17 protein-coding genes are annotated in these 20030 nt (G+C 39.1%); 4 read left to right on the plus strand and 13 right to left on the minus strand.

The window, feature by feature from the left end:
• Positions 1–55 precede the first annotated feature (55 nt).
• The 4 genes from AB3N04_RS09040 to AB3N04_RS09055 form a co-directional block, all read right to left on the minus strand.
• Complete coding sequence (locus AB3N04_RS09040; protein ID WP_368505719.1) at positions 56–1873, minus strand: ABC transporter ATP-binding protein; 1818 nt, start codon at positions 1871–1873, stop codon at positions 56–58.
• Positions 1866–3593 carry an ABC transporter ATP-binding protein gene (locus AB3N04_RS09045; protein WP_368505720.1) on the minus strand — a complete coding sequence of 576 codons (1728 nt, stop codon included), beginning with the start codon at positions 3591–3593 and terminating at the stop codon, positions 1866–1868. The genes AB3N04_RS09040 and AB3N04_RS09045 overlap by 8 nt, the downstream gene beginning before the upstream one ends.
• 140 nt (positions 3594–3733) lie before the next feature.
• Positions 3734–4924: a M14 family metallopeptidase gene (locus AB3N04_RS09050; protein ID WP_368505721.1), complete on the minus strand. Its 1191-nt coding sequence runs from the start codon at positions 4922–4924 to the stop codon at positions 3734–3736.
• 83 nt (positions 4925–5007) lie between these two features.
• Positions 5008–5616, minus strand: a complete 609-nt coding sequence (locus AB3N04_RS09055) for a TetR/AcrR family transcriptional regulator (RefSeq protein WP_368505722.1) — start codon at positions 5614–5616, stop codon at positions 5008–5010.
• A 154-nt stretch (positions 5617–5770) separates the two neighbouring features.
• Between AB3N04_RS09055 and kynU the strand changes: the two genes are divergently transcribed.
• The 4 genes from kynU to AB3N04_RS09075 are packed head-to-tail and all read left to right on the plus strand — an operon-like array spanning position 5771 to position 9925.
• The gene (gene kynU / locus AB3N04_RS09060; RefSeq protein ID WP_368505723.1) at positions 5771–7048 is read left to right on the plus strand and encodes a kynureninase; all 1278 of its coding nucleotides are present in this window, start codon (positions 5771–5773) and stop codon (positions 7046–7048) included.
• The gene (gene kynB, locus AB3N04_RS09065; protein WP_368505724.1) at positions 7048–7698 is read left to right on the plus strand and encodes an arylformamidase; all 651 of its coding nucleotides are present in this window, start codon (positions 7048–7050) and stop codon (positions 7696–7698) included. Before kynU ends, kynB begins: the two co-directional genes overlap by 1 nt.
• Positions 7699–7700: 2 nt before the next feature.
• Positions 7701–8552 (plus strand): tryptophan 2,3-dioxygenase, encoded by an 852-nt coding sequence (gene kynA / locus AB3N04_RS09070; protein WP_317122960.1) that lies wholly within the window; start codon positions 7701–7703, stop codon positions 8550–8552.
• Between the two features lie 29 nt (positions 8553–8581).
• Positions 8582–9925 carry a sodium-dependent transporter gene (locus tag AB3N04_RS09075; protein ID WP_368505725.1) on the plus strand — a complete coding sequence of 448 codons (1344 nt, stop codon included), beginning with the start codon at positions 8582–8584 and terminating at the stop codon, positions 9923–9925.
• Between the two features lie 24 nt (positions 9926–9949).
• On the opposite strand, the gene AB3N04_RS09080 is transcribed toward AB3N04_RS09075, so the two are convergent.
• The 9 genes from AB3N04_RS09080 to AB3N04_RS09120 all read right to left on the minus strand — a co-directional run bounded on the left by AB3N04_RS09080 (position 9950) and on the right by AB3N04_RS09120 (position 19777).
• The gene (locus AB3N04_RS09080; RefSeq protein WP_368505726.1) at positions 9950–11110 is read right to left on the minus strand and encodes a M20 family metallopeptidase; all 1161 of its coding nucleotides are present in this window, start codon (positions 11108–11110) and stop codon (positions 9950–9952) included.
• A 24-nt stretch (positions 11111–11134) separates the two neighbouring features.
• Positions 11135–12655, minus strand: coding sequence for a sodium:solute symporter family protein (locus AB3N04_RS09085; protein WP_368505727.1), 1521 nt, complete (start codon positions 12653–12655; stop codon positions 11135–11137).
• A 12-nt stretch (positions 12656–12667) separates the two neighbouring features.
• On the minus strand, positions 12668–12910 hold the full coding sequence (locus AB3N04_RS09090; RefSeq protein WP_368505728.1) for a DUF3311 domain-containing protein: 243 nt from the start codon (positions 12908–12910) through the stop codon (positions 12668–12670).
• 37 nt (positions 12911–12947) lie between these two features.
• Positions 12948–14213, minus strand: coding sequence for a M20 family metallo-hydrolase (locus AB3N04_RS09095; protein WP_368505729.1), 1266 nt, complete (start codon positions 14211–14213; stop codon positions 12948–12950).
• 221 nt (positions 14214–14434) lie between these two features.
• Positions 14435–14566, minus strand: coding sequence for a hypothetical protein (locus AB3N04_RS09100; protein ID WP_368505730.1), 132 nt, complete (start codon positions 14564–14566; stop codon positions 14435–14437).
• A complete protein-coding gene (gene speB / locus AB3N04_RS09105) occupies positions 14544–15533 on the minus strand; it encodes an agmatinase (RefSeq protein ID WP_368505731.1) in 990 nt (329 codons plus the stop codon). Before speB ends, AB3N04_RS09100 begins: the two co-directional genes overlap by 23 nt.
• A gap of 12 nt (positions 15534–15545) precedes the next feature.
• On the minus strand, positions 15546–16886 hold the full coding sequence (locus AB3N04_RS09110; protein ID WP_368505732.1) for an aspartate aminotransferase family protein: 1341 nt from the start codon (positions 16884–16886) through the stop codon (positions 15546–15548).
• 33 nt (positions 16887–16919) lie between these two features.
• On the minus strand, positions 16920–18311 hold the full coding sequence (locus AB3N04_RS09115) for a YjiH family protein (protein WP_368505733.1): 1392 nt from the start codon (positions 18309–18311) through the stop codon (positions 16920–16922).
• A gap of 95 nt (positions 18312–18406) precedes the next feature.
• Positions 18407–19777: a sigma-54 interaction domain-containing protein gene (locus AB3N04_RS09120; protein ID WP_368505734.1), complete on the minus strand. Its 1371-nt coding sequence runs from the start codon at positions 19775–19777 to the stop codon at positions 18407–18409.
• Between the last annotated feature and the right edge of the window lie 253 nt (positions 19778–20030).

The following is a 20030-nucleotide window of genomic DNA, read 5'->3' on the forward strand; positions in this document are numbered from 1 at the left end:
ATTCATTTTCTATACTAAAAAAGCTATGCGCGGAAGGACCTACATAGCTTTTCGTTTATAGTTCTACTCCATTATATAATTTTTGGTAGAATCCTTTTTTCACCGATAGTTGATGATGAGTCCCTCGTTCGATAATCTTTCCATCAACAAGAACTAGAATTTGGTCAGCATTCTCAATCGTATTCAATCTATGAGCAATGACGAAGCTTGTTCTACCTTTCATTAAGCGTCTGAGGGCTTCTTGGATTTTCAATTCTGTAACCGTGTCTATGCTACTAGTTGCTTCATCTAAAATCAAAAGGGAGGGGTCAGCTAATAGTGCTCTGGCAATAGATAATAATTGCTTTTGACCTTGACTGATTCCACTTCCATCTTGAGAGAGGCTTGTCTCATATTGGTCTTTAAGTCGCATAATAAAGGAATGCGCATTTGCCTCTTTAGCAGCTGCCTCTACTTCTTCATCTGTGGCGTCTAATTTACCGTAGCGGATGTTCTCCCGAATCGTTCCTTCAAACAAAAAAGGATCTTGAAGCACATAGCCCATCTGACTTCGCAATTCTTCTCTTTTAAAGGCGTTAACATTTTCTCCTTCAAAAAGAACCTCACCTCCATTTGCATCATAAAATCGTGAAATCATATTAATGATCGTTGTTTTTCCAGCCCCAGTAGGACCGACAAAAGCAACCGTTTCACCAGCACTTGCCCTAAAACTTATATCATCAATGATTTTTTCACTAGAATCATATGAAAAGGAAACATGTTTAAATTCCACATTTCCTTTTAATACCGGAGCTTTCCTATTGTTTTGATGGTCCTTCTCAATTGGTTCATCAATCATTTGAAAAACGCGCTCTGCCCCTGCAACAGCAGATAAAAGCGTGTTGAATTGGTTGGCTAAATCATTTAACGGACGAGTAAATTGTCTCGCATACTCAGCAAATATAACAATCACACCAATTGTAATCGCATCTTGAAGCACTAATATGCCCCCAACCCCTGCAATCACGGCAAAACTCATATTGTTTAATAAGTTCATCAGTTTTGGAATGAACCCAGAGTATGTCTGAGCCCAAAAGCCAGATTGTTTCAGCTTTTGATTTTTTCTTTCAAACTCATTAACTACTCTTTCTTCTTGAGAAAACACCTTGACTATCGATTGACCCGAAACGGTTTCTTCGATAAAACCATTTACTTCACCAATGTTTCGTTGTTGCTCCTTAAAGAAGATACTTGTTCGTTTTGTTATCCATTTTAGACCAAATACCATGACTGGAATAATTGTTAAAGTAAGAATAGTCATTAATGGACTCAAGTAAATCATCACAACTAAGATACCAACAAACGTTAATATGCTCGAGAGTATTTGAATAACAGAACTATTTAACGTAGAACTAACGTTTTCCATATCATTCGTTACTCTACTCATTAGTTCCCCATGTTGACGTTGATCAAAAAAAGGTATCGGCAGCTTCTGAAGGTGCGTAAAAAGATGCGAACGAATTTCGTAGACGGACTTTTGAGCGATGTCTACCATCCAATAATTTTGCAACCATATGCTAACAGAATACCCTATATAAATGAGGACTAAAAAAAGGAGCATTCTGACTAGACCGTTCATTTCATTCGTGACGATAAATTGATCAATCGAGATTCCCACAATAAAAGGTCCAAGGAGACTTAAAACCGAACTTGCAATGACCATAAGGACGACAAGAATCAATTTCATTTTATAAATCGATAAGTATGTCCACAATCTCTTTAACGTTCCAGACCAATCTCTCGCTCGTTCCTTTTTCTTGCTTTTTGATTTTGGTTCACTCTTTTTCCAGTCAATTGGTTTATACCGAAAAGGACGTGTGAGGGGATCAAGCATGATTGATCGTCTCCTTTCCAAGCTGTGACTGAGCAATTTGCTGATAAAGGGAAGACTGTTTGACTAATTCTTCATGTGTGCCGACAGCAAGCAATTCCCCCTCATCTAGTATGATGATCCGGTCAGCTTCCATGGCTGTTTTTAACTTTTGCGTAATAACAAGGGTCGTACATGAGTAAGCCTGTAATGCACGTAAAAACTTCTTCTCTGTTCGCATATCTAAGGCACTCGTACTATCATCAAGCAACAAGATACGTGGATAGCGAATAAGCGCTCGGGCAATCGATAATCTTTGCTTTTGACCGCCAGATAAATTTACACCCTTTTGACCGATCTTCGTTTCATATTGTTTAGGGAGTGCTTCGATTGTGTCATGAATCTGAGCAGCTTTTGCGGCTACTATCATCTCTTCTTCCGTAACGTCCTCCCGCCCCCAACTCAAATTCTCTTTAATTGAGCCAGAGAATAGAAGCGACTCCTGGGGTACATATCCAATCATTTGACGCAGCTTTTTCATATTCCATTCCCTCACATCTTCCCCGCCCACTAATACAGAACCAGTGCCCACATCATAAAGCCTTGGAATTAATTGAAATAAGGTGGACTTCCCTGACCCAGTTGCACCAAGTATCGCAATCGTTTCACCCTTATTTACGGAGAACGTAAGATTTTGTAAGACATTCTGATGAGCATTTGGGTAACGGAACGACACATTTTGAAAATGAAGATGAATGTCATTCTTAGTATCAGCCTCCGTCACCTCTCCATCTTCCATCCCAATATCGGTTTCAAGCACTTCTGCAATACGGCTTGCAGAGGCTCTAGCTCTTGAGAAGACAATGATAATCATTGAAAAGACAGTAAGTGCCGACGTGATTCTTGTTGCATAGTTAATAATTGCCACAACTTCTCCTACCTGTGCTTGATTTGCTCCAACATCAATTGCACCGAACCAGAGTACACCAATGATCGCTCCGTTCATTAATAGTAAAAGAATCGGCATTGTGATCTCCATCCATCTTAACGCTTGAATGGTTCCATCCTTTAATCCTCCATTTTCTTTTTTAAAACGTTCTCCTTCATGCTTTCTTCTAACAAATGCCTTTATTATTCGAATTCCTTTTAAATTTTCACGCATGACATGATTTACTTGATCAAGCTTAGCTTGAACATCTCGGAACATTTTTCCACCCTTTTTCATCATCCAGACTAAAAAGAAGATAAGAACAGGAATCGTTACCACTAGAAATAACGCGAGCTTCACATTGACCAGTAACGCCATAATTGTTCCACCAATGACTAAAAGCGGTGCTCTCATCATGATGCGCAAACTCATAAAAATAGTGTTCTGAACTTGTGTGACATCATTGGTCATCCTCGTTATTAAAGACGATGTTTCAAACTTTTGCAGTTTCGAAAAAGCAAAAGATTGCACCCGACTATACATACTGTGACGCAGATCGTATCCTGTATTTTGAGATACATGAGCCGCATAAAATGAATTAATTACCCCTGATAAAAAAGCAAGAAACGACATTCCTACCATGATCAATCCCCAACGTACAACCATATCAAAATCACCTGTCATAACTCCTTCATCAATGATTCTCGCTAAAAGTAATGGATGAAAAAGTTCAACAGTGAGTTCTACTAGCATTAATATGATGGCTATCCACATCGGAAAACGATATGGTTTTAAAAAGGAAAAAACCTTTCTCATCAATCGACACCCCAACTAAGTTTGTTAGCTAAACGAAATAATCTATTATCTATGATAGCGCAAAAATAAGATTTTCACTAATATGAATAATAAAATAATAAAAAATGATCAGAACACTATAGGTCTGATCATTTTGGTGTCTACATATACATGGAGGCAAGCATAATACCTACTGCATCCTCATAAATCTGAGGGTAATCTGAAAAAGGTAAAGGATTCGTTCCGAGACCAAGCTCTACAGTAAATCCTGGCCTTCTCCATTGTTTAATAAACCAATCTTTGTACCCTGCATAGCTGTCTGTATATTGAATCGGCCTAAATCCACTAACTCGGGCAAACTCATTAATGATCACCTCCGATTCTGGAGGCTCTAACCCTTCAAACCCCCAAAAAATAACTTGCCCCTGTGTATGAAAGGCTAGAACACGGCTAAAATCACTATCGAGTGTAAGACGCGCGATCGCGATCGCCTCAGGTTCTGTTAAAGGGGCTCTCCCTGGATAGTCTCTCGGTGATGGTTGGCTGGGCTTTAAGCTTACTTCTTGTTCCCACTTAGCAGGGTATTGATTGTTTAAATCCACCCCTCTAATATTTGCTCTCCAACCAGAGAAATCGGTGCTACCATCATTGATCTCAAGTACTTCGCTTAGGTAAGGCTCTGAAGTTGGCAAACCATTAATCACTAAATCCACACCATCAGGGTTCACCATCGGTACAATCGATAACTCTACATCATTGTAATAAGGCAACATAGACAAGCCACGGATGGGCGTCTGATTTGTTAAGGCTAATGCATAATCATTGATAAATTCGACTAAAACTGGCGTAGTAATCCATTCATGAGCATGGAAAGAGCCATTAAAATGAACTCTTTTTGACCCATTCCCAATACGTATTTCTTCAATTGGCTTTCCCATGACACTCGTTCCAATCACACGTCTTCTGATGAAAGGATAGGCTTCCGTTAATTGGTCAAGATCTGTTGTTAATACCGTCGAGTCGTATCCGTCCGTTTGAACAAATCGTTTATTTGTGATCCTACTTGGCATGAACAACGCTTGCCCCACCTGCAAAAAGTTAGGATTAACTTGCTGGTTTACTAAAAAGAGCTGATCAATGGGGATGGAAAACTTTCTAGATATACTCCAAAATGTATCTCCTGTCTGAACGGTGTAACGATTTAGCACGTAACCTGGAATACGAATAACTGTCCCAACCATTAAAGCTGTAGGGTTGCTACCTCGATTTGAATCCAGTAATAGTTGAAGCGGGATTTGGAAAAGTTGACTATAATACCATACATTATCCCCTTGTCTTACACGAACCTCCATGTGCCTCCCCCATTTCTATAATTGAGAAAGTCGATGTAACAGAATATGAGGAGGTTTCCTTTTTCATGAATCTTAAAGCTAACTTATTTAATATATAGTCCATTCATGTAGATGTCCGTCAGCTGTTCTCTTAATTGGGCAATCGAATAACGACACTCCCCAGTCACACACTCCCACATAAACATTTCATTGGCGTAGAACCAGCCTCTTGCAATTAACTCCGGATCTAAATGTCTAGAAGCTAATCCGTTTGATTGAGCATAGGAAATATCAACAGAAATTCGATGAATAAACTGCTCACGTATCTCGCTCCACCGTTGATCAATCACAATCGATGCCCCTCTAGCCTCTTTTAATACACGCATGAGTTGATGTTCTTTTTGGGCTAAAGTTAAAAACATCCCAACTTGTTCTTTAATACACTCTGCTGCCTCTGTCACTGACTTTGGAACAAAAGACCTTTCTGCCACATCATAAAACTGCCCCATCAACTCATCTAGTAACTCAACAAACAATTCATCTTTATTTTTAAAATATACATAAGCTGTTCCATACCCAAGTCCAGCTCTCTTTATAATTTGGGAGATCGTCGTCTTAACAAAACCTCGATCAATAAATAATTCTTCTGCACATTTTAGGAGACGTGCTCTTGTTTGAGTCGCTTTCTCTTCTCTCGTTAACTTTTTTTCCACTCCTAACAACCTCCTTACTTTGTCATTTCAAATAGTTATTTCTTAACTGACATAATGTCATTGACGTTATGTCAGTTTCTTTTATACAATAGTAACAAAAGTATTCATAATTTTCACTTGTTTAACAAAGTAAAGGATTAAAAGGAGGTCCATTATGGCTGAACAACTTACTTATACATCAGCAATTGAATTAGATAAAAAAGATTCTCTTGCTCCTTTTCGAAATGAATTTTATTTAAATAACTCGCACATCTATTTAGATGGAAACTCTCTAGGTTTATTATCAAAACGTGCTGAGAAGACCCTTATCACTCTTCTTGAATCATGGAAAACATTCGGGATTGATGGTTGGACTGAGGGGGATCATCCTTGGTTTTATCTATCTGAATCATTAGGAGATCAAATCGCACCACTCGTAGGAGCTAAAGCTGAAGAAGTGATTGTAACCGGTTCCACGACAACAAATCTTCATCAACTTATCGCGACCTTCTATAATCCTTCGGAAGGACGAACAAAAATCCTTGCCGATGAATTAAATTTCCCAAGTGATATCTATGCTCTGCAAAGCCAAATCAAGCAAAAAGGATTAGATTTTCACGAACACCTAATTAAAGTGAAAAGTCGCGATGGTCATACGTTGGATGAAAAAGACATTATCGCTGCGATGACTGAAGATATAGCTCTGATCCTACTGCCAAGCATTCTTTATCGCAGTGGTCAAATAGTAGATATGAAACGCCTTACACATGAAGCACATAAACGGAACATTATTATTGGCTTTGACCTTTGTCATTCGATTGGTTCCATTCCACATGAGCTGAGTGAATGGGGTGTTGATTTTGCGTTTTGGTGTAATTACAAACACTTAAATGGTGGACCGGGTGCTGTAGGTGGGCTCTATGTTAACGAAAAGCACTTTGGCATTTCTCCAGGATTAGCTGGATGGTTCAGTTCAAGTAAAGAAAAACAATTTGATATGGAACACATCCTTTCTCCAGCTCATGATGCAGGTGCATTTCAAATAGGCACACCACATGTATTAAGTGTTGCTCCTTTAATTGGATCACTTGAACTATTCTCTGAGGCAGGGATTGAAAATATTCGCATTAAATCTCTTCAGCTCACCCGTTTTATGAAAGATTTAATCGAGCAAGAGATCGGAGATGCACATTTTATTTTCAGGAATCCAGATGAAGATCACCGCCGCGGTGGACATTTATATATTGAGCACCCTGAAGCTGCTCGTATTTGTAAAGCACTAAAAGATAAAGGTGTTATTCCTGATTTCCGTTCACCAAATGGTATTCGACTTGCTCCAGTAGCATTGTACAATTCCTTTGAAGATGTATGGAACAGTGTACAAATCCTAAAAGAGATTATGGAAAATCAAACATATAAAAACTACGAAAATAAACGAGGTGTGATTGCTTAATGACACAGTCTAAATGGATTGATATTTCACAACCGTTAGATTATAAGCTCGCACATTGGCCTGGTGATACACCTTTTGAATACGTAACAGAATATACAAAAGAGCAAACAGGTTCCGTTAATATTGGAAAGATGACGACAAGCCTTCATTCAGGCACTCACATCGATGCTCCTTTTCATTTTGATAATGAAGGCGCCCGAGTGCTTGATTTGGACATTAATCGCTATATTGGAGCTGCTCGTATCATTGATGCTTCTTCTTTTAAACAATTAGACGAACACACCTTCAGTCAATTTGATCTAAACGGTGTCACACGTCTACTCGTCAAAACATCTGTTTCAAATAATCCCACTCACTTCCCTCAAGACTTTCCATCGGTCTCTGCATGCGGGGCAAATTATTTAGGGAAGAATGGAATTAAGTTAATCGGAGTCGATGTCCCCTCCGTTGATCATCCTGCTAGTAAAGAGCTAAGTGGACATCACGCACTTCTTAAAAACGATGTTGCCATTCTAGAGAATGTGATGCTTGATCTTGTACCAGATGGTGATTATGAATTAATTGCGCTCCCTCTTCCGATTCGAGATGGAGATGGTAGTCCTGTTCGAGCTGTCATTCGTCCACTAATACAGATCCAAAAAGGAGAATAACCATGACAAAAGAACCTTATTCTACAAAAACAACCGCTAATGAAAAAGGCATCCATACTGATTTCCAAAACAACATGACCTATGGTGAATATCTCAAACTTGATCTCATTCTAGCAGGGCAAGAACGTTTATCTGATCATCATGATGAGATGCTATTCATTATTATTCATCAAGTAAGTGAGCTTTGGATGAAGTTAATTCTCCACGAAACAACAGCAGCTATTGAGTCTATTCAATCAGGTGACTTACAAACGTCTTTCAAGCGACTAGCGCGTGTATCAAAGATTCAATCACAGATCATTCAAGCATGGGATGTGTTATCGACGCTAACACCAGCAGAATATATGGAATTCCGTGATTCTCTTGGACAAGCATCTGGATTTCAGTCTCATCAATATCGCCTAATCGAATTTGCTCTTGGTTATAAAACACCACATATCTTAAAGATTTATGAGAAGGATGAAGTTCTTCATAAAGAATTAACGGAGGCTTATCACAGCCCTGGTCTGTATGACGTAGCAATCAAAGCCTTGGCTAAAGCTGGTTTTAAGATCAATCCTGATATTCTTAATCGTGATTATTCCAAGCCTTACGAGGAAGATGAAAGTGTTAAAGATGCATGGCTTACCGTTTATCGAGATGTCGAGCAGTATTGGGACCTCTATCAATTAGCTGAAAAATTAGTAGATATTGAAGATTGGCTTCAACAATGGCGTTTCCGTCACATGAAGACGGTAGAACGAATCATTGGCTTTAAAGTTGGTACAGGCGGTTCTTCTGGTGTAAATTATTTAAAGAAAGTTCTTGATCAACGTTTCTTCCCAGAATTATGGAATTTGCGTACTGAAATTTAAAATCTTATCATTATAAGGGGGAGAAACAGATGGGAGAACAAAGAGAACAGTGGTCTTCTAAGATTGGATTTATCCTTGCTTCAGCAGGCGCTGCCATAGGCTTAGGTGCTATCTGGAAATTCCCTTATGTAACGGGCACGAATGGTGGAGGAGCTTTCTTCCTCCTCTTCATTGTCTTTACGTTGCTTATCGGACTTCCGATGTTAATTTCAGAATTTGTGATTGGACGAGGGTCAAAAAAAGAGGCCGTATCTGCTTATCAAAAGCTTGCACCTAAAAGCGGTTGGACGTGGATTGGGAAGTTCGGCTTAGTAGGATGCTTTTTGCTTCTTTCTTTTTATAGTGTAGTAGGTGGATGGGTACTAACCTATGCAATCCTGGCAACATCAGGACAAATTATAGGGCCAACTGCTGATTACGGTGCATTATTTGGGTCAATTACTAGCACACCTTGGATCGGTTTAGTTGGGCTTGCCATTTTCTTAGTTATTAATGTTCTCGTTTTATCACTCGGAATTCGAAATGGGATTGAGAAAGCTAATAAATTTCTTATGCCACTTCTATTTGTCTTCTTCCTTATTTTAGTCGCTCGATCACTAACTTTAGAGGGCGCTAGCGAGGGGATTCGATTCTTTCTACAGCCAGATTTCTCTTCCATTACTAGTGAAGGAGTACTTTATGCATTAGGGCAATCCTTCTTTGCATTAGCAGTTGGCTTTTCATGTTTAGTTACATATAGCTCTTATTTAGACAAAAAAGAAAGCATTCCTACAGCTGCTGTTTCCGTCGTTGGGATGAACCTTTTTGTCTCTTTATTAGCAGGACTCGCTATTTTCCCAGCCATCTTCGCCTTAGGATTTGAGCCGACTGAAGGCCCTGGATTATTATTCATTGTCCTTCCAGCTGTTTTTGCAGAGATGGTTTGGGGAGAACTCTTCTTGGCCTTATTTCTCTTATTGTTTCTTTTTGCTACGTTGACCTCTTCTTTTAGTTTATTAGAAATAATTGTGTCAGCCTTCACAGAAAGTAAGAAAAGAACAAGAAAAAGAGTGGCTGCTTATTCTGGGCTAGTAATTTTTTTAGCTGGAATCCCTGCAGCTCTAAGCTTTGGCGTCCTATCAAACGTTCAATTCTTTAACTTATCCATTTTTGATGCTACTGATTTTCTTGTTAGTAATATCATGCTTCCACTAGGTTGCCTATTGATCTCTTTGTTTATCTCGCTTCGAATGGAGAAAAGATTGATGGAGCAAGAATTTTTAAGTGGAAATCGACTTACTAACCGATTCTTTACGGTTTGGTTATTCTTAATGAAGTATGTCGTGCCACTTGTCATTATTGTTGTCTTCATTAACACTTTAGGAGTTTTATAAGCCACAGATAGGAAAAAAGCTCGATCACCCATGTGATCGAGCTAATTCAAATAAGACATCTGTACACACATCAAGTTGCTGGATGTCGACGAATTCATCAACTGCATGAGCTTGGTCAAGGTCACCAGGCCCAAACACAATAATATCTTTATTTCCAGTTCGCAAACTAATCATACTTACATCCGTATAAGCCGGAAACCCTGATTCTTTTATTTCCTCACCGACAACCTTTTCATACGTAGATCCCATCATCTTTACTAATGGACTAGCCATATCCGTTTCAATTGGTGGACGTTGCCAACCATAATGTTTGATCACTGCTTTAGTCCCTGTTACTTGTTCACAACCTTCTTTGACACATTGATTAATGATGGTATTAGCTTCTTCTTTTGTCATCGGAGGGACTAGACGAAAATCTAGCTCTACCCGACATGACCCTGCGACCATATTTGTTTTGTTCCCACCTGAAATCGTGCCTACAGACAATGCTGGTTTGCCAAACACCTCATGATTATATGAAAGGTCGGCCACTTTCTTTTTTAACCGACTAATAATTTCAGAAGCTGCATGAACAGCATCTGCCCCTAAATGTGCTCGGCCTCCATGGGAGCTTTTTCCTTCGATATTCAGCTCATACCAAATGGTTCCTTTATGCGAAGTGGACATGGTAAGACTTGTAGGCTCCATTGCTACTAATAACGCATCTTCCGGAATGAATTTCTCTTTCTCTAGAGCTACTGCTCCTTTCATAAAAGGACCTTCCTCATCAATGCTAGCTATGACAATAAGATCTCTTTCAAGCTCTATTCCTTTTTCAGATAACCTTTTTAAAGCAATTAGGGCACAAGCCAACCCACTCTTCATATCACAAGCTCCCCGGCCGTAAAGTTTACCATCTACTATTTGCCCTCCAAATGGATGGTAACTCCAATCACCTTCTACTGGAACTGTATCCATATGACCGATATATACTAATGGGCGCTTAATCGGTTTTTTCGCTTTATAGGTTGCGATAATATTTTGTCTGCCCTCTTCTACTTCTTGGACTTCAATGTTAATCTTATCTACTTTTTTTAACCAAGATTCAATATAAGTGGCACAAGCTTTCTCAGAACCGATCGGGTTTTCTGATGGAATTTGAATGAGTTCTCTAGTTAATGTCACCACTTCTGTAAGATCTTCCAATACCATCACTCCACTTCGTTCAGCTTATAATGCTTCGCGTTTTTTATCTGAATGATTCTCTTCTACTAATTCGGGATGATACGCTTTGTTGTAATCATTTCTTGCCACATCAAAGCGATTGACCACTTCCTCATCTGTACGCTTAAGCGCAAGACTAATGGTCACAAACAAAATCGCATTAATGAGAAGCCCCCATACCCCTGCGTGGAACCCTAGAGGATTTTTCAACACTGGGATAAAGGTAAATAGCAAGACAACTGCAATACTCACTACTAAGCCCCAGATAGCAGCCGTTGGGTGAGCACGACGCCAACTAATCGCACCTATAGTAGGTATTAATAATTGAGCGGTTCCTGCAAGTGCTGCAATCCCGATGGTGACGAGTACACCCGGCACAACTAATGCCATAATATAAGCAATTAAAGAAAAGACAATCAATGACCATCTACCAACTTTGATAATACTCTCTTGACTTGCTTTAGGATTTTGATAGCGCTTATAAATGTCCATCGTCACAATCGTTGAAATCGCATGAATTTGAGAATTGGCAGTTGACATAGCGGCTGCAGCACCTGCTGCTAATATAAGCGATGCTAATGCAAACGGCGCATATTCCATTAACATGACCGGTAAGATTTGATCTGGATTTGCTAAGCCCGGTTCAAGTAACACGCCTGTGAAACCGGCTAATAATGATCCCATGTAGGCAATTGCCGCAAATCCTAGTAAGAAAGGCATTAAATTAAATAACTTACCACTCTTAACCGAGTACATTCGAAGCCATATCTGTGGCCCCATAAATGCCCCAATAGCTGTTACGGCAAATAATGAGAACCACATTGGATAGCCCATCGCCCCTAATGGACCTGGCAGCGTCAAGTGCTCTGGACTTGTTTCTAATAATCCATTAAACAACCCCGTAGGTCCGCCTACATGTTGGGAGATGTAATAACCTGCATACATCATTCCAAAGAATAAGAGAGCCCCGTAAATGATATCCGTCCATGCAACAGCACGAATCCCTCCTACCCATACATAGGTAACAATGATGAAATAAAACATTAAAGCTGAAAGCCAAAATGGAATGACCCCACCAGAGGCAACCTCAATCAAATAGGCTCCACCAGTTAATTGAATTTGCAAGTAGGGAATCGTAAAGACTAGCAAAATTCCGGCCACGATGATCCTAAGCTTTTCATTGTTATAAAAATCCCCTATTAGATCTGAAGCAGTAATATAGTTAAAGCGTTTCCCTAAAAACCAAACACGCTTACCTACCCAGTAATACATGAAGCCAAATAATAAATTCCAAGCGAGAGCAGTTAAATAAACAGGCCCGTTCGTATAGAACGTTGCATTGGATCCTAGAAAAGCAAATGAACTCCACCACGTCGCAGCTACTGTGAAGAAAACGGCAATCGCTCCCATTCCTCTTCCCTGAATAAAGAAATCTTCACTAGTCTTCGTCGATTTTGTTGCGGCAAAAAAGCCAATAACAAGTGGAATGATCATAAATGCCGCAATGATTAATACACCAATAGTCAATTGACTCTCCCCCTACGATTCGTCTATTACCGTCTCAGAACTTTCTTTACTTCCCCAGTTGATTAAATATCCAATCAAAAACAAAGCAGTTAAAACAAACCACCATAAGAGATTCCAAAAAAGGAAAAATGGCATACCAAGTACAAAAGGCTCGGTCGTATTTGCTAATAAAATGAGTGGTGTCTCCATGACAATAAAGCTGAGAATGATTAAGCTATATAAGACCTTCTTTTTTGTAGGATATCGCTGAAACATGTCCCGTCCCCCTCGTTTATAATCAATCTCCTTCTTCTTATTCCACCACTCGCTTCACTACTGTTTGATACAATAACTCCGCCCCTTTAGAGATATCTTCAAACTCCGCACTCTCTTTAGGATTATGGCTAATTCCGTCTTTGCAACGGACGAAGATCATTCCATAATCGCATACTGTAGACATCGCAATCGCATCATGAAAAGGTCCACTCATTAATTCAGGAACAGCTTGCCCGAATATCTCTTGTGCCGACTTTCTCATATCATCCATAATCGCTTCTGAACAATATCTAGGTTCACTTTCTGTATCCACGCGAATCGTACTAGTGACTTGATGCTTTTCACAAATATGATCGATTGCCGGATAAAGAGTGGCCTCGATATCCTTTCTTCTTTCAAGATCAATATCACGAAGATCAATCGTAAAACGAACACGTTCTGGTATGATATTTCTAGAATTCGGGAATACCTCCATTTTTCCAACCGTTGCTACAGTCGGAGCTTCAGGGTCCATGGAGGCAAGCTCGTTTAATGTAAGAGTAATTTCTGCTGCAGCCACAAGTGCGTCCTGACGATAAGACATTGGTACTGAACCCGCGTGACCTGCAAATCCTTGTAGTTCTACTGTTAGCCAAAGAGGGCCTGAAATCCCTGTTACAATCCCTACAGGAACATTTCCTCGATCTAGAATGGGTCCTTGTTCGATATGCATTTCAATAAACTCACCAATGCGTCCTTCTGCATAAACCGATGCCTCTAGCTGATCAGGATTGCAGCCAAATTCAATCAATGCATCTCGTCGGGAGATCCCATCACTATCTACTCGCTCAAGTTCGCCTTCTTCAAGTTGATTTAAGATTCCTCTAACACCGAATAACCCTTTATCAAATCGACATCCTTCTTCATCTGAAAAAGCGATAACTTCGATTGTACGTTTAGGCTCTAATCCTTTTTCTTTCATCGTTTGAACTACTTCTAATGCCCCGAGCACTCCTACCGTGCCATCAAAACGGCCTCCATATGGCTGACTATCTATATGAGAGCCGATCACCAAAATAGGTAGAGTATCTTCTTCACCCTCCCATTGACCAATCAAATTACCAAAGTCGTCAATCCTTGTATCAAGGCCAGCTTCCTCCATCCAATCTTTCACTTTCAGAACGGCTTGTTTATCTTCTTTTGATAAGGTCAGTCTACAAACTCCCGTTTCACCAATCTTGCCAATTTCAGCTAATTGCTCAAGTCGTGATTGCAAGCGTTGATGATTTATCGTCAAGCTGGAAACAGAAAAAGCCGTTTTCATTATGAATCCCTCCAAATAGTCGTTTGACTCTATTTTATTCTAAATATTCAAAACTTTAATTATACAACTTGTTTCTATTTATTAGTGAGTCATTTTACACTTTGTAAAAAAAGCTGAATTAGTAAGGGCTCTAGCTGGCAGATCATTTGACAAAAAGGTTGATTTTCATGTCTTTTAAATTTAAAAATACTCTATCAAAATCTGATAGAGTACTCTACTACTTAACCTAATGTTTTCATATAATCATGCAGTTGATGAATAATCGTCGCTAATGTATCAAGTGTTGCCGCCACATTTTTGACTAATGTCGCTTGTTCAGTCGTTAATCCCCTAATCGTAGATAGACTGTTCACTGTAAGGTGAGAGTCCTATTTTATCTCGTTTTTTCATTGCAATTAATGAAATCATCTCAAAAGCAACCGCACTTGCTAAATAAGCAGTAATATCACCATGATCATAAGCTGGTAAGACTTCAACTAGATCAAACCCAACAATATTTAAGTTTGTTAAACTTCTGATGTACTCCAATGCTTCATGACTTGTTGGACCAGCCACTTCAGGCGTTCCTGTACCTGGAGCGTAAGCTGGATCCACAAAATCAATATCAAAGGTAACGAAAACTGGACGATTAGAATTCCCCACGCGGCTTTGAATCCTCTTAATCACATTCTCTTGGCCAAGTTTTCTCATGTCCCGCATTGGAATAACTTCAAACCCTAAATCTCGTGCATCTTCAATACAAGTTGGACCGTATAGTGGTCCACGCATCCCTACCTGAATTGAGTGCTCAACATCTATTAATCCTTCTTCAACAGCTCGTCTAAAAGGCGTACCATGCATATATTTCTCACCATAATAATGATCCCAAGTATCACCATGTGAATCAAAGTGAACAAGTGATATCGGTCCATATATTTCAGCCGTAGCACGTAGGTGGGCTAGTGAGATGGAATGATCGCCACCAATCATTATTGGGATGATTCCTTTTTGAAGAAGAGGAATGATTCCCTCTACAATTCGGTCATACGTTCTATGAATATTGCCTGGAATAACATCAATATCTCCGTAATCAACACCCGAACAATATTCGAAAATATTGATTTCTTGGTCTGGATTGTATGGTCGCAATAAGACCGAAGCATTTCTGACATGATCAGGGCCATAGCGTGCTCCGACTCTATTAGAAGCTGCCGTATCAAATGGCACCCCTACAATAGCAAAATCGATGTCATCTGTTGTTTGAATATGCTCTAATCGCATAAATGTTCTTATCCCACAAAAGCGTGGGGATTGGGAGGAATCTTTCGGTTGATACTTCATTTTTTAAGCTCCTTACCGATTATTTGATGGTTGATACTTTTCTTCAAGGTAAGTGACAATCGCTTTTTCAAGCATGTTTAAGCCATCGTCAACCTGTTGTTTTGTCACACTTAAAGGCGGAATCATCCGTATTACTTCTCCTTCATTTCCACAAAGGTAGAACAATACGCCTTCTTTTAAGGCGAGATCTAATATACGGAGCACAGCTTCCCCATCTGCTTTATTTGTCTTTTCATTAATAATTTCAATCCCAATCATTAAACCAACACTCCGAACATTTCCAATCATTTCGTACTGGTTCTTCATTTTATTTAGTCTTTCTCTTGCATAGGCCCCTACCACTTTAGCATTATCTAATAGGTGTTCTTCTTTCATGACCTCAACGGTTGCAAGAGCTGCTGAACATGCGAGTGGGTTTCCCCCAAATGTCGTGCCATGACTCCCTAAAGGCCATTGTTGCATTAATGTATGGTTTGCCACTGTAGCGCTAAGAGGCAAACCGGAGGCAATCCCTTTGGCAATTGCCATAATATCCGGTGTCACACCAAATGTTTGAGCAGCAAACCATTCTCCCGTTCTCCCAAATCCAGTTTGTACTTCATCAAAGATGAGTAACATCTGATGTCGATCACAAATTTCTCTTATCTTTTTTAACCACGAAGCAGGAGGAATAATATAACCACCTTCACCAAGAACGGGCTCCAAAATAATGGCCGCTACTTCCTCAGGAGAGACATGATACTTAAAAAGCTTGGTAAAGTCTTCTTCTAGTAGATCAATTGCTTTTGCTTCAACCACTATTCCGCTCTCATCTAGTATTCTCGGATCATATGGATTAAAGTATGGAATTTGGTAAGTTAGCCCGTTCGGTTGAAGAAATTTGCGGTACTTACTCTTTGAAGTGCTTACACTAAGAGCACCTTGTGTTCTGCCATGAAAACACCCCGTAAAGGAAACGATATACGGTCGTTTCGTCACAAATTTAGCTAGTTTCAGTGCACCTTCAATCGCTTCTGTTCCACTATTAGCAAAAAAGAAACAATCAAGATCACCAGGAAGTACCTCAGCAAGCTCATCTGCTAAACGTAAAATAGATTCATATTGTATGACTCCAATTGGTCCGTGTGTAAGTGAATCAGCGGCTTCTTTGATTGCTTCAACAACTTTAGGATGACGGTGTCCAACATTTGTTACCGCAATGCCCGAGGTGAAATCTAAATACTTTCTTCCATCGACCCCGTAGTAATAACACCCTTCTTCTTTCACAACGGGCAGGTTCGGATGATCTTTTGCCATACTTGGAGCTAGACGTGTTGCTAGCTTTTCTCTAAGATGATTCCAATCTTGAGACATCCTCTTCACTCCTTTTTTGTTCATAAAATAGGTTTAAAAGAATAAAAGATGTGCCATGAGAACAATGATCGGCAACGTGATAATCGTGCGTTGAAAAAATACGATCACTAGATCTAGAAAACTCAAAGGTATTTTTGAACGAAGTAATAAGATGCCAATTTCAGACATGTATACAAGCTGTGTAAGAGATACAGCCGCAATGACAAACCTTGTTAACTCACTTTCAATGCCACTTCCGACTACTGCTGGTAAGAACATATCTGCAAAACCAACTAATAAAGCCGGAGCAGCTGCTTGCGCTTCTGGAATTCTCATTAACTCTAGAATTGGTACGAATGGATAAGACATATATACGAAAATCGATGTGTATTCAGCAATTACTAGTGCAACAGTCCCAAGAGCCATAACAAGAGGGATCAATCCAAACCAAATATCTAATACATTTTGAAATCCTTTCCTAGCTACAACCGAAACACCCTTAACTTGTGACGCTTTAGCTACTGCCCTTTCTAATGCCCACTGTCTACTTGTCTTGCCTTTGGGGACATCCTCTGAGATTTGCTTGCCTACCTCTTCATAATACGTATCTTGCTTTCTTGAAAGTGGGGGAATCCTTGGACAGATAATTGCCGCAATTAGACCCGCTACCATAACCGTCACATAAAATTGAACAAACATATGATCAAGCCCAATGAAGCTAATAACCACTAGACTAAACGCAATCGAAGCAACGGAAAAGTTAGTAGCAATGACAGCTGCCTCACGCTTTGTATAGTAACCTTCTTCATATTGTTTTGTTGTAATTAATACACCCACTGTTCCACTTCCCATCCACGAAGCAACCGCATCGATAGACGATCTACCTGGCAGGCGAAACAAAGGTCTCATAATATTTCTTAGTGATGTTCCGATAAAGTCCATTAAACCAAATTCTAATAATAAAGGCATAAGTAGTCCTGCAAATAAAAACCACATTGTTAGAACAGGTACGAGTTCATAGAGCACGGTTCCACCAGTGAAATCATTCCAAATAAATGTAGGACCAACTTTCAGAATTACCATAACAGCAAAGATCGCACCAGCAATCCTCATGACGAGCCAGAAACCACTAACATGAAATAAACCTTTTAAAAAGTCTGAATTCATTACCCATCTTGGTTCGGCAAATCTTGCTACCAGAGTTAACAAAACAGATAATACAAGCACTCCTACCATAAAGCCGGGAAGATAATCAGCCGTTAAACCTTGCGCAGACTCTGCTAATATCCCTACCCCTATTGTCCACTTCCCTCCATAATTGATCGGGATTAAGAATAAGAATAGACCAAGCAAAGATGGTACAATGAACTTTAATTTATTCATTGTAGTGATCTTTTCCTTTGGTTCAACTTCTGAAATCAAAAACTCCTTCTTCTCTAACTCCATACTCAACACCTCACCTTATCAGTATTTTTAATTTCATCTAGTTACGCTCTAGTTGATGATCTAATAATGATTAATGCAATAAACATACCAATTCATTAGTTAATTTTATATTTTCTTAGTTTTCTGACTACTGTAGGTTGACTAATCCCTAGATTCTTTGACATCCTAACGGTTGTTTTATATTTTTTTTTGGCTTCTTGCAGCACTTCCTTTTCTACTTGCTCGATTATTTCCGGTAGAGTTTTTTCTTTTTGAATAAAATCTTGTCCATAAGTTAAGTAATAGGTCTCTGGTAAATCTTTAATCGTTATAATTTCCGAAGTAGAAACGACGACCAATCTCTCAATCAAGTTTATTAATTCCCTGATATTACCTGGCCATGGTTGCTTGAACAATTGTTGCTTCACAGCGTCATCTAAAATGCGACTTCGTTTGTACTTACTAGCAAATTCACTTACAAAATGGTCGATTAAAGGGAGTATATCTGTTGTTCTTTCTCTTAAAGGTGGAATACGAATAGGAACGACATTCAAACGAAAATAGAGATCCTCACGAAACTTTTTTTCTTTAACCAACTGTTCTAAAGGCTGATTCGTAGCAGCAATCAACCTGAAATCAACACTTCTAGGTTTTGTTCCTCCAACACGATAAAATTGTTTTTCTTGAATAAAACGGAGCACTTTCACTTGAAGTGGTAGAGAAAGCTCTCCTATTTCATCTAGGAAAAGGGTACCTCCCTCTGCTAACTCAGCTAAACCTAGCTTTCCTTTTTTATTTGCACTAGTAAAAGAGCCTGCTTCATACCCAAAGAATTCTGATTCAAATAGACTTTCAGGAATTGCCCCACAGTTCACTTCAATAAAAGGTTTATCCTTCCGTGCGCTCTCGCGATGGATTAACTTTGCTAAGTGAGTCTTCCCAACACCTGATTCACCTAGTATTAATACATTCACATCTACTTCAGCCACTTGTTTCGCTACTGATAAACACTTCTTCATTTCATAAGAACTACCCACAAAACCAGTATTTTTCATCTGCTGATTCCTTAGTATTTCTAATTCATTACGAACTCGCTCCATCTCATCTTGCATTTCAGATAGAAAGTGCTTCATATTCACCATTTCTGTAATGTCATGAGAATAAGAAGCAACTCTGTGAACCTCTCCTTTCCCATCAAAAACAGGTACACCTGTAATAAGCAGTTTTCTCCCTTTATTCGTTGTTTGAATAACATTCACACGTTCTTTTTTCTTCAGTACAAGTGGAGTTACAATCGGTGTGAAGATCCCTTGTTTCTCTAATTCGTAAACTGAAGCACCAATGATGTTTTGACCTTCAACCCCATATAAACCCTTCGTTATGTCGCTAACATATATAATCCTCCCATCTCTATCTGTCACTAATAAATCATCCTTCAAAGCTTTTAATATTTCTTCACTCTCATTTACTTCTTCAAAAAACATCATGTTTCTCTCCTCTCATTATTCAATATTGAATAGAATGCATGTATATTTATCTTTATTTTCTGACTTTTATTTATCATACACCACATTATTCAAATATGAATAATAAATTCTCATTTGAATAATGCGCACAAAAAACTCTTCCACGTTTAGTGAAAGAGTAACTCCTACACATCATAATTTTCTAGAATTCCATTCCTTAACATTTCCGTATTAGAATCTATTCGCTTCATTGACCTCCTACTTTCCACATTTT

Source organism: Alkalihalophilus sp. As8PL (assembly GCF_040939795.1).
GTDB classification, from domain to species: Bacteria; Bacillota; Bacilli; order Bacillales; family Bacillaceae_D; genus Alkalihalophilus; species Alkalihalophilus lindianensis.

What these genes read in the sequence shown, in the direction of transcription:
- AB3N04_RS09040 (WP_368505719.1), bottom strand. Translation starts at nt 1,873, where the DNA reads ATGCTTGATCCCCTCACACGTCCTTTTCGGTATAAACCAATTGACTGG.
- AB3N04_RS09045 (WP_368505720.1), bottom strand. Translation starts at nt 3,593, where the DNA reads ATGAGAAAGGTTTTTTCCTTTTTAAAACCATATCGTTTTCCGATGTGG.
- AB3N04_RS09050 (WP_368505721.1), bottom strand. Translation starts at nt 4,924, where the DNA reads ATGGAGGTTCGTGTAAGACAAGGGGATAATGTATGGTATTATAGTCAA.
- kynU (WP_368505723.1), top strand. Translation starts at nt 5,771, where the DNA reads ATGGCTGAACAACTTACTTATACATCAGCAATTGAATTAGATAAAAAA.
- kynB (WP_368505724.1), top strand. Translation starts at nt 7,048, where the DNA reads ATGACACAGTCTAAATGGATTGATATTTCACAACCGTTAGATTATAAG.
- kynA (WP_317122960.1), top strand. Translation starts at nt 7,701, where the DNA reads ATGACAAAAGAACCTTATTCTACAAAAACAACCGCTAATGAAAAAGGC.
- AB3N04_RS09075 (WP_368505725.1), top strand. Translation starts at nt 8,582, where the DNA reads ATGGGAGAACAAAGAGAACAGTGGTCTTCTAAGATTGGATTTATCCTT.
- AB3N04_RS09090 (WP_368505728.1), bottom strand. Translation starts at nt 12,910, where the DNA reads ATGTTTCAGCGATATCCTACAAAAAAGAAGGTCTTATATAGCTTAATC.
- AB3N04_RS09095 (WP_368505729.1), bottom strand. Translation starts at nt 14,213, where the DNA reads ATGAAAACGGCTTTTTCTGTTTCCAGCTTGACGATAAATCATCAACGC.
- speB (WP_368505731.1), bottom strand. Translation starts at nt 15,533, where the DNA reads ATGAAGTATCAACCGAAAGATTCCTCCCAATCCCCACGCTTTTGTGGG.
- AB3N04_RS09110 (WP_368505732.1), bottom strand. Translation starts at nt 16,886, where the DNA reads ATGTCTCAAGATTGGAATCATCTTAGAGAAAAGCTAGCAACACGTCTA.
- AB3N04_RS09115 (WP_368505733.1), bottom strand. Translation starts at nt 18,311, where the DNA reads ATGGAGTTAGAGAAGAAGGAGTTTTTGATTTCAGAAGTTGAACCAAAG.
- AB3N04_RS09120 (WP_368505734.1), bottom strand. Translation starts at nt 19,777, where the DNA reads ATGATGTTTTTTGAAGAAGTAAATGAGAGTGAAGAAATATTAAAAGCT.